This is a genomic window from Actinosynnema sp. NPDC091369, from assembly GCF_044757065.1.
Classification (GTDB): Bacteria; Actinomycetota; Actinomycetes; order Mycobacteriales; family Pseudonocardiaceae; genus Actinosynnema.
This window is the reverse complement of the sequence record NZ_JBIVUG010000002.1, coordinates 278,998-291,236: the sequence shown is the minus strand read 5'-3', so window position 1 is coordinate 291,236 and position 12,239 is coordinate 278,998. Positions and strand designations below refer to the sequence as shown.

The 12,239-nt window shown below is 72.8% G+C and carries 17 protein-coding genes; 8 read left to right on the top strand and 9 right to left on the bottom strand.

Features of this window, described 5'->3' with window-relative positions:
* Positions 1 to 18: 18 nt before the first annotated feature.
* From ACIQMJ_RS09580 to ACIQMJ_RS09555, 6 genes are read left to right on the top strand one after another with little or no spacing between them, the layout of a single operon-like run.
* The gene (locus ACIQMJ_RS09580; RefSeq protein ID WP_499760500.1) at positions 19 to 792 is read left to right on the top strand and encodes a thioesterase II family protein; all 774 of its coding nucleotides are present in this window, start codon (positions 19 to 21) and stop codon (positions 790 to 792) included.
* A gap of 11 nt (positions 793 to 803) precedes the next feature.
* Entirely contained in the window at positions 804 to 1,784 is a 981-nt protein-coding gene (locus ACIQMJ_RS09575) for a TauD/TfdA family dioxygenase (RefSeq protein WP_499760499.1), read from the top strand.
* 3 nt (positions 1,785 to 1,787) lie between these two features.
* Positions 1,788 to 2,606, top strand: a complete 819-nt coding sequence (gene fabI / locus ACIQMJ_RS09570; RefSeq protein ID WP_499760498.1) for an enoyl-ACP reductase FabI — start codon at positions 1,788 to 1,790, stop codon at positions 2,604 to 2,606.
* A gap of 21 nt (positions 2,607 to 2,627) precedes the next feature.
* The gene (locus ACIQMJ_RS09565) at positions 2,628 to 3,251 is read left to right on the top strand and encodes a hypothetical protein (protein ID WP_499760497.1); all 624 of its coding nucleotides are present in this window, start codon (positions 2,628 to 2,630) and stop codon (positions 3,249 to 3,251) included.
* Positions 3,248 to 4,201 carry an ATP-binding cassette domain-containing protein gene (locus ACIQMJ_RS09560; protein ID WP_499760496.1) on the top strand — a complete coding sequence of 318 codons (954 nt, stop codon included), beginning with the start codon at positions 3,248 to 3,250 and terminating at the stop codon, positions 4,199 to 4,201. The genes ACIQMJ_RS09565 and ACIQMJ_RS09560 overlap by 4 nt, the downstream gene beginning before the upstream one ends.
* Positions 4,198 to 4,998 (top strand): ABC transporter permease, encoded by an 801-nt coding sequence (locus ACIQMJ_RS09555; RefSeq protein WP_123742034.1) that lies wholly within the window; start codon positions 4,198 to 4,200, stop codon positions 4,996 to 4,998. The genes ACIQMJ_RS09560 and ACIQMJ_RS09555 overlap by 4 nt, the downstream gene beginning before the upstream one ends.
* An 82-nt stretch (positions 4,999 to 5,080) precedes the next feature.
* Here the strand turns inward: ACIQMJ_RS09555 and ACIQMJ_RS09550 are convergent, their stop codons facing one another.
* Complete coding sequence (locus tag ACIQMJ_RS09550) at positions 5,081 to 5,290, bottom strand: hypothetical protein (protein ID WP_499760495.1); 210 nt, start codon at positions 5,288 to 5,290, stop codon at positions 5,081 to 5,083.
* A gap of 30 nt (positions 5,291 to 5,320) precedes the next feature.
* Entirely contained in the window at positions 5,321 to 5,914 is a 594-nt protein-coding gene (locus ACIQMJ_RS09545; RefSeq protein WP_499760494.1) for a hypothetical protein, read from the bottom strand.
* On the opposite strand from ACIQMJ_RS09545, the gene ACIQMJ_RS09540 reads away from it, so the two are divergent.
* Together ACIQMJ_RS09540 and ACIQMJ_RS09535 are read left to right on the top strand one after the other, a co-directional pair.
* Positions 5,874 to 7,001: a sensor histidine kinase gene (locus ACIQMJ_RS09540; RefSeq protein ID WP_499760493.1), complete on the top strand. Its 1,128-nt coding sequence runs from the start codon at positions 5,874 to 5,876 to the stop codon at positions 6,999 to 7,001. The two genes, ACIQMJ_RS09545 and ACIQMJ_RS09540, sit on opposite strands and share 41 nt — an antisense overlap.
* The gene (locus tag ACIQMJ_RS09535) at positions 6,998 to 7,645 is read left to right on the top strand and encodes a response regulator (RefSeq protein ID WP_499760492.1); all 648 of its coding nucleotides are present in this window, start codon (positions 6,998 to 7,000) and stop codon (positions 7,643 to 7,645) included. Before ACIQMJ_RS09540 ends, ACIQMJ_RS09535 begins: the two co-directional genes overlap by 4 nt.
* Before the next feature lie 58 nt (positions 7,646 to 7,703).
* On the opposite strand, the gene ACIQMJ_RS09530 is transcribed toward ACIQMJ_RS09535, so the two are convergent.
* The 7 genes from ACIQMJ_RS09530 to ACIQMJ_RS09500 form a co-directional block, all read right to left on the bottom strand.
* A complete protein-coding gene (locus tag ACIQMJ_RS09530; RefSeq protein WP_499760491.1) occupies positions 7,704 to 8,405 on the bottom strand; it encodes an SDR family oxidoreductase in 702 nt (233 codons plus the stop codon).
* Positions 8,402 to 8,803 (bottom strand): MaoC/PaaZ C-terminal domain-containing protein, encoded by a 402-nt coding sequence (locus ACIQMJ_RS09525; RefSeq protein ID WP_499760490.1) that lies wholly within the window; start codon positions 8,801 to 8,803, stop codon positions 8,402 to 8,404. The genes ACIQMJ_RS09530 and ACIQMJ_RS09525 overlap by 4 nt, the downstream gene beginning before the upstream one ends.
* The gene (locus tag ACIQMJ_RS09520) at positions 8,800 to 9,246 is read right to left on the bottom strand and encodes an FAS1-like dehydratase domain-containing protein (RefSeq protein WP_499760489.1); all 447 of its coding nucleotides are present in this window, start codon (positions 9,244 to 9,246) and stop codon (positions 8,800 to 8,802) included. Before ACIQMJ_RS09520 ends, ACIQMJ_RS09525 begins: the two co-directional genes overlap by 4 nt.
* A gap of 104 nt (positions 9,247 to 9,350) precedes the next feature.
* Positions 9,351 to 10,115, bottom strand: coding sequence for a DUF899 domain-containing protein (locus ACIQMJ_RS09515; RefSeq protein WP_499760488.1), 765 nt, complete (start codon positions 10,113 to 10,115; stop codon positions 9,351 to 9,353).
* Positions 10,116 to 10,167: 52 nt separating this feature from the next.
* Positions 10,168 to 10,530 (bottom strand): ArsR/SmtB family transcription factor, encoded by a 363-nt coding sequence (locus ACIQMJ_RS09510; RefSeq protein ID WP_499760487.1) that lies wholly within the window; start codon positions 10,528 to 10,530, stop codon positions 10,168 to 10,170.
* 245 nt (positions 10,531 to 10,775) lie between these two features.
* Positions 10,776 to 11,834 carry a branched-chain amino acid aminotransferase gene (locus ACIQMJ_RS09505; RefSeq protein ID WP_499760486.1) on the bottom strand — a complete coding sequence of 353 codons (1,059 nt, stop codon included), beginning with the start codon at positions 11,832 to 11,834 and terminating at the stop codon, positions 10,776 to 10,778.
* Between the two features lie 29 nt (positions 11,835 to 11,863).
* On the bottom strand, positions 11,864 to 12,232 hold the full coding sequence (locus tag ACIQMJ_RS09500; protein WP_499760485.1) for a nuclear transport factor 2 family protein: 369 nt from the start codon (positions 12,230 to 12,232) through the stop codon (positions 11,864 to 11,866).
* Positions 12,233 to 12,239: the final 7 nt, after the last annotated feature.

Below are 12,239 nucleotides of genomic sequence, written 5' to 3'. Positions count from 1 at the left end.
TACGACAAGGAGGTGCGCATGGCGGCCACGACCACCGCCGACCGCTGGCTGCGCACGCGCACGCCCCGGCCGTCGGCCGAGCTGACCCTCGTGTGCCTGCCGCACGCGGGCGGCTCGGCCAGCTACTACCGCGACTGGGGCGCGCGGCTGCCCGCGTCGGTCGAGACGCGCGTCGTGCAGTACCCCGGCCGGGAGGAACGCCTGGTCGACGCGCCGGTGGACGACATGGCGGCGATGGCCGACGTGCTCGCCGACGTGCTCGCGCCGCTGTTCGACCGGCCCGTGGTGCTGTTCGGGCACAGCATGGGCGCGGCCATCGCCTACGAGGTCACCCGGCGGTGCGAGGAACGCGGCCGGCGGCCCGCGCTGCTGGTGGCCTCCGGGTTCGCCGCACCGCACCGCCGCACGCCCCGCGACCTGCACACCCGTGACGACGGCGCGCTGGTCGCCGAGATCACCCGGGTGTCCGGCGACGACGCCGCCGCGCTGGCCGACCCCGACCTGCGCGAGCTGCTGCTGCCGACGATCCGCGCCGACTACCGGCTCATCGAGCGGTACGCGCCCACCGCACCGCCGGCGGTGCGCACGCCGCTCGTGGTCTACCGAGGCGACGCCGACCCCGACGTGGACCACGAGCGCGGCGAGGCGTGGCGCGAGCTGACCGGGTCGGGCGAGCTGCGCGAGCACCGCGCGTTCGCCGGCGGCCACTTCTACTTCCGGCACGACCCGACCGCCCTGCTCGGGGCGATCTCCGCACACCTCGGGCGGGTCCGCCCGGTGACGACTCACTAAGGGTGAGGGAAATGTTGTTGGACAACCAGGACACGCTGACCACCGCCACGCTGGAGGCCGACGAGCACGAGTGGCTCGACCGCATCGCCCGCGGCCTGCTGGGCGTGGCGGGCGGTCGCCTCGACAGCCCCGAGTGGGTCACCGCCGCGCGCCGGGCGTGGGAGGACGCGCCCGCGACGCTGCGGCACACCCTCAAGGAGTTCCGCCGCGACTCGGGCGCGGGCGGGGCGCTGCTGCTGCGCAACCTGCCCGTGGACGAGGGCAACCTCCCGCCCACGCCGAAGGCCGAGGGTTCGGTGGTGCGCGAGGCCACCGTGTCCGCCGCCGTGCTGCTGCTCGTGGCGCACGGCCTGGGCGACCCGGGCGCGTTCCGCGCGGAGAAGTCCGGCGCGCTGGTGCAGAACGTGGTGCCGGTGCCGGGCAAGGAGGAGGTGCAGGGCAACGTCGGGTCGGCGCACCTGACGTTCCACACCGAGAACGCGTTCCACCAGCACCGGCCGGACTTCGTGCTGCTGGTGTGCGTGCGGCCGGACCACGAGCGGGTCGCCGAGCTGCGGCTGGTCTGCTCCCGCCAGGTGCTGCCCAAGCTGGGCGAGCAGGCACGCGCGGCGCTGTCGTCGGCCGAGTTCGTCACCGCGCCGCCGCCCTCGTTCGGCGCGACGTCCGGCGAGGTGCCGCCGCGCGCCGTGCTGCACGGCGACCCCGACGACCCGGACCTGTGCGTCGACCAGGCCGCCACCGAGCCGGTCACCGAACGGGCCGTCGCGGCGATGGACGAGCTGGGCGAGCTGTTCGACAACTCGTTCAACGGGCTGCGGCTGGCCGCGGGCGACCTGGCGATCGTGGACAACCGGGTCACCGTGCACGGCCGGTCGGCGTTCACCCCGCGCTACGACGGCGCGGACCGCTGGTTGCAGCGCACGTTCGTGTTCGCCGACCTGCGCCGCTCCCGGGGCCACCGCCCCGGCGACGGCTACGTGCTGGAGAGCTGAGCCGTGGACCTGCTCAAGGGCAAGACCCTGCTCGTCACGGGCGTGCTCACGCCGAACTCCATCGCCTACCACGTGGCACGGCTGGCGCAGGAGGAAGGCGCGGACGTCGTGCTCACCGCGTACGGCCGCGTGCGCCTGGTGGAGCGGCTCGCGCAACGCCTGCCGTCACCCGCGCCCGTGGTGGAGCTCGACGTCACCGACGCCGACCACCTCGCGTCCCTGCCGGAGCGGATCGGCGCGCACGCCGACCGGATCGACGGCGTGCTGCACTCCGTCGCCTACGCGCCGCCCGAAGCGCTCGGCGGCAACTTCCTCACCGCCCGCTGGGACGACGTCGCACCCGCGTTCCACGTGTCCGCGTACTCGTTGCAGGCGCTCGTGCGGGCCGTTCGGCCGGTGCTGGCCCCGGGCAGTGCCGTGGTGGGGCTGGACTTCGACGCCTCGCAGGCGTACGCCGAGTACGACTGGATGGGCGTGGCCAAGGCCGCGCTGGAGTCCTGCGCCCGGTACCTCGCGTCCTACCTGGGCCGGGACGGCATCCGCGTGAACCTGGTCGCGGCCGGCCCGCTGCGCACCACCGCGGCCGTCGCGATCGGACCGGGCGGTGACGAGGCCGCCCGCCGGGAAGGGCAGCGGTGGCACGGCAAGTCGCCGCTCGGCTGGGACGACCAGGAGTTCACGCCCGTGGCACGGGCCTGCGTGGCCCTGCTGTCGGACTGGTTCCCCGCGACGACCGGCGAGATCGTCCACGTGGACGGGGGCGCGCACGTGATCGGGGACCGGCCCGGCGTGCCGGTCGCGGCGCCGCCGGTGGAGTCGTGACCGCGGGACGTGGCGCACTCGGTGCAAGCCCAGGAGATTCGGGCGCAGGAGGTTCGGGCGCAGGAGGTCTGGGCGCAGGCGGGGGACCACCCGTTCGTGCTGTACCTGATCGTGGCGTGCGAGATCGCATTCTGGGTGGTGCTGGCCTCCGGGCTGCTCACCAGGTACGCGCTGCGCAGGCCGGGGCTGGGCGGTGCGCTGCTGGTGGGCGTGCCGGTGGTCGACCTGGTGCTGGTGGTGGCGTGCGCCGTCGACCTGCGCGCGGGCGGCACGCCGGGCATGACGCACAGCCTCGCCGCGGCCTACTTGGGCATCAGCGTGGCGTTCGGCCCGTACCTGGTGGCACGGGCGGACGCGTGGTTCGCGCACCGCTTCGCCGGTGGCCCGCGACCGGCCCGACCGCCGCGTCACGGCCGGGCGCGGCAGCGGCACGAGTGGGCGATGTGGCTGCGCTGCCTGGCCGCGCTGGGCATCTCGTCGGCGCTGACGCTGGTGATGTTCCTGATCGGCGGGCCGAGCACGGTCGAGCTGTGGAACTTCGAGATCCAGCTCGCCGCGGTGACCGCGCTCTGGCTCGTCGGTTGGCCGCTGCGCCTGACGTTGTTCCCGCCCAAGGCGGACTACCACACGGAGGAAGAACGGTGACCGCAGCCGTCGAGGCGCGAGGCGTCGTCAAGTCCTACAAGGAGCACCGCGCCCTCGACGGCGTGGACCTGACCGTCCCCACCGGGACGGTGCTGGGGCTGCTGGGCCCCAACGGCGCCGGCAAGACCACGATGGTGCGGGTGCTGACGACGTTGCTGCGGCCGGACGCGGGCGATGTCCGCGTGGCCGGCTACGACGTCGTCTCGCAGTCCGCGGACGTGCGCCGGTCCATCGGTCTGTCCGGCCAGTACGCGGCTGTGGACGAGAGCCTGACCGGGTACGAGAACCTGTACCTCGTCGGCAGGCTGTACGGCTTCAAGGCCGCCGCGGCGCGGGAACGCGCCCGGGAGCTGCTGGCGCTGTTCCGGCTGGAGCAGGCCGCGTCACGACTGCTGCGCACCTACTCCGGCGGCATGCGGCGGCGGCTGGACCTGGCGGGCGCGCTCGTCGCCCGGCCACCGGTCGTCGTGCTGGACGAGCCGACCACCGGCCTGGACCCGCGGTCCCGGCTGGACACCTGGGAGATGGTGCGGCGGCTGGTGGACGACGGCGCGTCCGTGCTGCTGACCACCCAGTACCTGGAGGAAGCCGACCAGCTCGCCGACTCGATCGTGGTGATCGACCGCGGCCGGGTGGTCGAGCGGGGCACGTCGGACGAGCTGAAGGCGCGCGTGGGCAGCGAACGGCTGGAGATCGTCGTCGCCGACGCGGCCGACCTGCCCGCGTTGAAGCGCGTGCTCGCGGAGGTCGGCGCGGCCGAACCCGTGGTGGACGACCACCTGCGGCGGGCGCACGTGCTCGTGCACGTCGGCCCGAAGACGTTGGTGGAGGCGTTGAAGCGGTTGGACGCGGAGGACGTGCGGGTGCTCGACGTGTCGCTGCACCGGCCCAAGCTGGACGACGTGTTCCTGATGCTGACCGACCGCGCCGACGACGGGGAGGACTCGTGACCGCAGTGGCCAAGGTCGCCGTGGACGGGTGGATGATCGCCTGGCGCAACCTGCTGCACGTGCGGCGCAGCGTGGACTGGGCGTTCGCCGCGGTGGTGCAGCCGGTGATGTTCGTGCTGCTGTTCGGGTTCGTGTTCGGCGGCCTGCTCGGCGGCGCGGCGTACCGCGAGTACCTGCTGGCGGGCATCCTCGTGCAGACGCTGGCGTTCAACTCCGCGTTCACCGTCATCGGGCTGTCGACCGACCTGCGCAAGGGGTTCATCGACCGGCTGCGGTCGCTGCCGATGTCCGGCGTGTCGGTGATGGTCGGCCGCACGCTGTCCGACCTGGCGGTGAGCGTGGTGGCGATGCTGGTGACGTGCCTGTGCGGCCTGCTCATCGGCTGGCGGGTGCGCGGCAGCTTCCTGGACGCGGTGCTGGCGTTCCTGGTGCTGCTGGTGTTCGCGTTCGCCATGTCGTGGATCGGGGCGCTCATCGGCCTGGTCTCGCCGAGCCCGGAGGCGGCGCAGAGCGCGGGCCTGATCTGGTTGACGCCGCTGACGTTCGTGTCGTCCGGGTTCGTGCCGGAGGAGTCGATGCCCGGGCCGCTGCGCGTGATCGCCGAGTGGAACCCGCTCACGGCCGTGATCAACGCGGTGCGCGGGCTGTTCGGCAACACCGTGCCGGGGCTGGACGTCGTGTCCGGGTCCTGGCCGGACGACCACGCGCTGGCCTACGCCTGGCTGTCGTCGCTGCTGATCGTGGCGGTGTTCGTGCCGCTGAGCATGCGCGCCTACCGCCGGGTCGCGGCCCGTTGACGGTGAGTCGGGGTAGGTGGGACGGGCGCCCGTCCCACCTACCGGTCGGCGGCCAGGGGAGGCCGCCGAGTCCCGGTCGACGTCACCGCCGCCGGGTGGCGACCATCGACCGGTACACCGCCGTGATGGCGAAGATCAGCGCGCCGACCATCGCCACCGTGATCGCGACGTTGGCCACGTCGGACACCTTGCCGCCGATGAAGTACTGCTTGATCAGGTTGCACCCGACGATCAGGACGACGTACACCCACCACGGGGCCCACCGACCGTCGTCAGCCTTGCCGTCAGCCACTTGTCCTCCTCAGCGGGCGCGGTCACACCCTCAGCACAGTTCCTTGATCTTCGCGGCGCCGTCGGCGATGTCCTCGGACTTGTCCGACAGCAACTGGCGGGCCGCGGCCAACACCTTGGCAGCCCGCGACGACTCGTCCATGTTCCCGGCGATGTCGTCGATGACCGAACCCAATGTCTTCGCGGCTTCGCTCTTGCCGTCCGGACTCGCCGAAACCCACCCGTTCGCCACGTGGCACAGCAAAGTCGTGCGACCGTCGTCGGTGTTGTCCGGTGAAGACCGGTCGGCGGCCGGGTCGCACGCGCTCAGCGCGAAAGCCGACACCACCGCCAGTGCTACCGCCACGCTTTTCATGGTGACATCCGCTCCTCCCGGTGTGGTCGGCGGGCCGTGCGCCTGCCGTGACACCATCATCGCGAAGCGCGCGGGCGGGCGGCATCGGCGGTCGGAGCGATCACGGGTCATCACTTCGGCCGATGCGAGCCGCGTGGGCGTGTGCTGTGATCGCGCGGTGCACGCCGGAATAAGTCGGGTCGTCTCCGGGCTGCGGAAGTTGCCGGGGTGGCAGCACGACGCGCTCATCGTGATCAGCTCGTTGCTGGTCGGCTCGGTGTTGTTCGCCACCGGCCTGTACCCGTTGTTCAACCTCGACGACCCCATTCCGATGTGGGTCCGGCTGCTGTTGTTCGGCGGCGTCTGCGCGGTGGAGGCGTTCCGCCGGATCGCGCCGGGCACGGCCCTCGCGGTCGGCACCGCGTTCCTGCTCGTGGACTGCGTCATCGGGGTCAGCACGCCGACGCTCGTGGTGTACGCGGACCTGCTCTACGCGGCCACGCTGTACGGCCCGCGGCGGCTCAGCCGCGACATGGTGCCGATCGCGGTGCTGACGTCGATCAGCACGATCACGGCCACCGTCCTGCTGGTGCCGGGCTGGCGCGCGACCGTGCTGGCCGCGTTCGCCGTGCTGCCGTTCCTGCTGATCCCGGTGTGGTGGGCGACGAACGTGCGGCAGCACCAGCGGATGGCCGAGGTGGAACGCGCCAACGCCCGGCAGCTGGCGAAGATCGCCGAACTGGACCGCACGGCCGCGGTCGCCGCCGAACGCGCCCACATGGCCCGCGACCTGCACGACGTGATCGCCGGGCACCTGTCCGCGATCGCCATCCAGGCCGAGGCCGCGCTGTCGTTGAAGGACGAGGACCCGATGACGCGAGTGGTCCTCAAGTCCGTGCGCGAGAACAGCGTGAGCGCGTTGGAGGAGATGCGCGCGATGATCAACCTGCTGCGCGCCGACATGACCGCCCCGGACGAGCCGACCGCGCCCGCGCGGCTGGCCCAGCTCACCCGGCTGATCGAGTCGGCGCAGGCGGGCGGGATGCGGCTGGACGTGCGGGTCGACTACGACGACACCGAGCCGCTGCCCGCCGCGGTGGACCTGACCGCGTACCGGATCGCCCAGGAGGCGCTGACCAACGCCATGAAGCACGCACCGCGCACGAACGTCGTCCTCGAACTGCGCCGCACGGACACCGAGATGGTGCTGGAAGTGGTCAACGAGCTGCGGGACGGCGGTGACGGGGGAGGGCTGGGCACGGGGCTGCTGAACATGCGGGAGCGCACCGCGGCCGTGGGCGGCTCGCTCACCGCCGGCCCGACCGACGGCTCCTGGAAGGTCCGCGCCGTGCTGCCGCTGCCCGAGGTGGAGCGGTGAGCACCCGCGTGCTGGTGGTGGACGACCACGCGGCCGTGCGCGCGGGTCTCGTGCTGATCCTGGGCAACGCCGAGGGCATCGAGGTGGTCGGCGAGGCCGGTGACGGCGCGACGGCGATCCGCCAGGCGAAGGCGCTGCGGCCCGACGTCGTGCTGATGGACATCCGCATGCCGGGCCTGGACGGCATCGCCGCGACCAAGGCGCTGCACGGTGACAACGTGGCGCAGGTGCTCGTGCTGACGACGTTCGACCTGGACGAGTACGTGTTCGCGGCGCTGCGCGCGGGCGCGGCGGGCTTCCTGCTGAAGTCCGTCGACGCGCCGCGGCTGGTGGAGGCGGTGCGGCTGGTCGCGGCGGGCGAGAACGTGCTGGGCCCGGAGATCACCCGCAAGCTGATCAAAGCCTACGCGGAGGCGCCGGTGAAGACCCAGCCTGCCGTCGACAGCCGCCTGGAGCAGTTGACCGAGCGGGAGCTGGACGTGCTGCGCTGCCTCGGCCGGGGCCTGTCGAACGCCCAGATCGCGCACGAGCTGTTCATCAGCGGCGCGACCGCCAAGACCCACGTGTCCCGCATCCTGACCAAGCTGGACCTGCGCTCCCGCGTCCAGGCCGCGATCTACGCCCAGGAGAACGACCTGGTGTGACCCACGCGGTCACCCGTGCGCCCACCGTCGACCGCGGCTCGCGCGTTCCGGCCGGACCTCACCAGCCGAGCGCGCTGCCGCCCGTGACGGGGATCGTCGCGCCGGTCACGTAGGTCGAGCCGGCGACCCAGCGCACGACCTCGGCGACCTCCTCCGGCCGGGCCAGGCGGCCCAGGGGGACCTGGTCCACCAGCGCCTGCCGCTGCTTGTCCGTCAGCACGGCCACCATGTCGGTGTCCACGGGGCCCGGAGCGACGACGTTGACCCGCACACCGCGCCGCCCGTACTCCAGCGCCACGGACCGCGCGAACCCCTCCAGCGCCGCCTTGGCCGCCGCGTAGTTCGCCTGACCGGGTGACCCGGCGCGGGCGGAGGCGGAGGAGATCAGGACGATCGAGCCGGTGCGCGCCTTGGCCATCGCGGGCAGCACCTGTTGCAGCACGCGGAACGCGCCGAGCTGGGTGACCTCGATGATCTCCCGGTAGTGCGCCTCGGGCATCCGGGCGAGCAGCCCGTCGCGGGTCAGGCCCGCGTTCAGCACGACGACCTCGGGCGCGCCCTGGTGGGCGGTGACCTCGGCGACGGCGGCGGCCACCCGGTCGGCGTCGGCCAGGTCCAGCTCCACCCCGAACACCCCGTCGACCGGCACGCCCGACCCGCGGTGCGTGCCCGCCACCCGGTCGCCGGCCCGCGCGAACTCCCGCGCCACGGCCGCGCCGATGCCCCGGTTGGCGCCCACGACCAGCACGGACCGGCTCACCGCGCCAGCTCCACCACGGCCTCGCCGCGCGCGACCGCCACGCCGTCGTCCCGCACCGCGCTCACCTGCACCCGGGCGGTTCCGGCGGCCACGTCGACGGAGGCGACCTTCCCGCCGCACGTCACCCGTGACCCGACCGGCGTCGGCGCGGTGAACCTGGCCTTGAACGACCGCAGCGCGCCCGCCTCCGGCCACGACGTGACCAGCCGGCCCAGGTGGGCCATGACGAGCATCCCGTGCGCCACGGCCCCGTCCAGCCCGCCCCGCCGCGCGGCGTCGTCGTCCAGGTGCACGGGGTTGTCATCGCCCGACGCGACTGCGAACTCCCGGAGCTTCTCCCGCGTGATCGCGGGCACTTCGGAAGGGGGCAGCCGGTCGCCGACCGCGGGCCCGCTCACGCCGCACCCCTTTCCTCGACCACGAGCACCTGGCGCAGATCCACCACGTGCTCGTCTCCCCGGTGCACGGTCGTCTCCTGCACGATGAACTCCAGTCGACCGCCCATGCGCCGGTGAACGTCGGCGACCACGCACTCGAACCGCAACTCCTCGCCGGCGTGCACGCTGCGGTGATAGGTGAACGACTGCTCGGCGTGCAGCACGCGCAACGGGTCGAGCCCCATGTCGACCAACAATTCCTCGCCGCGCACTTCGAGTTCCAGGCCGAACAACATGGTCGGCGGCAACACCACGTCCGGATGTCCGGCGGCTCTCGCCGCGTCGACGTCCACGTGCACGGCGCCGTTCTCGCCGATGGCCCGGGCGAATGCGACGACCCGTTCCCGCGGGACCCGCAGCACCACGGGATCGAGCCTTTTTCCGACGAACTCCGCAGCGATCACCGGAAAACCGTACCGGCGCCCGTCGCCCGACCGCGAGAGCGCACGCGAATAGCGCGACGGTTTACCGAAATCTATATTTCCGCTCTATTCCGCGCGGGCCCGGGTCAGTGGCAGCAGTCGTCGTGCGTCGGCTTCGCCCGCACGGACGTCAGCGTGCCCTCCGCCTCGGCGACCTTCTCCAGCCAGCCCTCCGCGGGACCGGCGTCGCTGTACTCGTCGTGCCAGTTCCACCACACGTACGGCGGGGTCCGGGGGTAACCCTCCGGCGAGTCCTCCCAGTCCTCCTGCCGCCCCAGCGCGGTGATGTCCAGGTAGCTGAACGTGCTGCCCAGCGCCTCGTCGCCGCGGCCGTTGACGAAGTACGTGCGGAACACGCGGTCGCCTTCGCGGATGAACGCGTTGGTGCCGTGCCACTCGTCCACGCCGAAGTCGGCGTCGAAGTCGTCGAGCATGGTGACCCAGGGCATCCTCCACCCCATCCGCGCCTTCAGCCGCTCGATGTCGGCCTGCGGCGCGCGTGACGCGAACACGAGGGTGGTGTCACGGGCGTGCAGGTGGGCGACGTGCCCGACCTGGTCGGCGGTGACGAGGGAGCAGCCGCGGCACGCGTGGTCCGGCCAGCCGTACACGCCGGGCTCGTAGAACGCGCGGTAGACGACCAGTTGGCGGCGGCCCTCGAACAGGTCGAGCAGGCTCGTCCGGCCGCGCGGCGTGTCGAAGGCGTACTCCTTCTCCACCGCCAGCCACGGCATCCGCCGGCGCGCCGCGGCCATCGCGTCCTTCGCCCGGGTCAACTCCTTCTCCCGCACCAGCAGGTCCTGCCGGGCCGCCTCCCAGTCCGCCGGGGAAACGATCGGAGGGGTCTTCATCGTGGTCGTCCGCCTTCCAGGTTCGAGTGCGCGCGCACGGCCCGGCCACCGCTCAGGTCCGTTCCGGTGGGTCCGCGGTGGGCGCCGTGCGGTCGAGGTGGTCCTTCAACGCGCTGAGCGGGCCGTCCCAGTCGCGGGCCAGCGAGGCCAGGTACTGCTGTGCCACCCGCATCGGGGCGGAGCGGAGCCGGAACCGGACCCGGCGCCGTTCGCCGGGTTCCGCCGTCACCAGGCCCACGTCGGTGAGCAGGGCGAGGTGCTTCGCGATCGCCTGCCGGGTGATGGGCAGGCGATCGGCCAGGTCGGTGGCCGTGGCCGGGCCGCCCGATGCCAGCGCGGCCAGGATGGCGCGTCGGGTCGGGTCGGCGAGGGCGGCGAAGACCTGTTCGGCGACCGCTTCGGCGTCGTGCGGCATCAGCCGACGGTATAGCAACCGTTCGGTTGCGTCAATGCGGGTGGCCGGTGGCGCGGCACGGGGGTGCGGCACAGGGGTGCGGGAAGCCTTCGGGGCACAGGAACCGGCTGGACGTCCGGTCGTACGAGTACGCGCTCGGCGTGGCGGTTTCGGTGATGGCGGTCGACGCCGCGCCCGCGCAGAGGGAGGTCACCCGGACGGGGGCGGGCCGGGTCGCGTGGACCCGGCCCGCGTCGCCCGTCCCGTCAGCCCACGCGGTGCAGCCAGCCGTCCACGTCCGGCACGCGGCCGTGCTGGAGGTCGACCAGGGCGGTGCGCAGCGCGGCGGTCACCGGGCCCATCTCCCCGTCGCCCACGGTGAAGTCGCCGTCCACGTCGCGCACCCGGCCGACCGGGGTCACCACCGCGGCCGTGCCGCAGGCGAACACCTCGGTGATCTCGCCCGCCTCGCACTCGGCCCGCCACTGGTCCACCGACACCGGCCGCTCGGCCACCGAGTAGCCCAGGCGCTCGGCCATGCGCAGCAACGAGTCCCGCGTCACGCCCGGCAGCAGGGTGCCGGTCAGCGGCGTGGTGAACACCTCCGCGCCGGGGCCCGAGCCGCGCACGAAGAACAGGTTCATGCCGCCCATCTCCTCGACCCACTTGCGCTCGGCCTGGTCCAGCCACACCACCTGCTGGCAGCCCGCCTCCTGCGCCTTGTGCTGCGCCACGAACGACGGCCCGTAGTTCGCCGCGCACTTCACGTCGCCCGTGCCGCCCGGCATGGCCCGCGCCTGGTCGCGGGACACGAGCACGGACACCGGCCGCACCACGTCGCCGAAGAACCCGCCCGCGACGAACGCCATGACCAGGAACAGGTACTCCTCCGACGGTCGCAGCATCAGGTTCGCGTCCGTGCCGAACATCAGCGGCCGCAGGTAGAGGCTGTGGTCGGGGTGGTCGGACAGCTCGGCGTGGTCGGCGGCGACGAGCCGGTCCACGCCGTCGACGTAGAGCTGCTCGGGCAGCGACGGCATGGCCAGCCGCGCGGCCGACCGGTTGAAGCGGCGCGCGTTCTCCCACGGCCGGAACACCGCCACCGAGCCGTCCTGCTGCCGGAACGCCTTCATGCCCTCGAAGATCACCTGGCCGTAGTGCAGGCCCAGCGTCGCCGGGTGCAGCGAGAGGTTGTCCATCGGCAGCAGGTCGCCGTCGTGCCAGCCCAGGTCGGGGGAGTACTTGAGGCTGTAGAGGTGCGGGGTGAACGCGGCGCCGTGGCCGGGGGACGCGACGGTGGCCGGCTTGTTCAGCAGAGAGGTCATGGCGGTGCTCCGATCGGGTAGGCGGGGAATCAGACGAGGGGGGCGAAGAAGAACGTCTCGCGCTTGCTGAAGCGGCCGTCCGCGGCGAGGGTGAAGAAGTCGGCGTAGCGCAGGCTGGTGTGCGTGCCGTCGCGCAGCACGCCCTCGAACGACCCGCGCACGGCGACCTGGTCGCCTTCCAGGACCACGGACTCGACGCGGTGCTCGCCCTCCCTGATCACCCGCACGTGGGTGTAGAAGTGCGCCACGCCGTCGTGCCCGGCCACCGGCGGGTAGCCGGGGCGGTGGTAGGTGGTGTCCTCGGTGAACATGGCGACGAGGGCGGGCACGTCGCCGGTGTCGACGAACCGGTAGAAGTCGTGGACCAGGGTGGCTTCGCGGGTCATGGCTGCGGTCATGGCGGTT

Bases quoted from the DNA above. Each gene is read 5' to 3' on its own strand.
- ACIQMJ_RS09515 (WP_499760488.1), bottom strand. From the start codon at position 10,115: ATGAAGACCCCTCCGATCGTTTCCCCGGCGGACTGGGAGGCGGCCCGG.
- ACIQMJ_RS09580 (WP_499760500.1), top strand. From the start codon at position 19: ATGGCGGCCACGACCACCGCCGACCGCTGGCTGCGCACGCGCACGCCC.
- ACIQMJ_RS09505 (WP_499760486.1), bottom strand. From the start codon at position 11,834: ATGACCTCTCTGCTGAACAAGCCGGCCACCGTCGCGTCCCCCGGCCAC.
- ACIQMJ_RS09510 (WP_499760487.1), bottom strand. From the start codon at position 10,530: ATGCCGCACGACGCCGAAGCGGTCGCCGAACAGGTCTTCGCCGCCCTC.
- ACIQMJ_RS09575 (WP_499760499.1), top strand. From the start codon at position 804: ATGTTGTTGGACAACCAGGACACGCTGACCACCGCCACGCTGGAGGCC.
- ACIQMJ_RS09500 (WP_499760485.1), bottom strand. From the start codon at position 12,232: ATGACCGCAGCCATGACCCGCGAAGCCACCCTGGTCCACGACTTCTAC.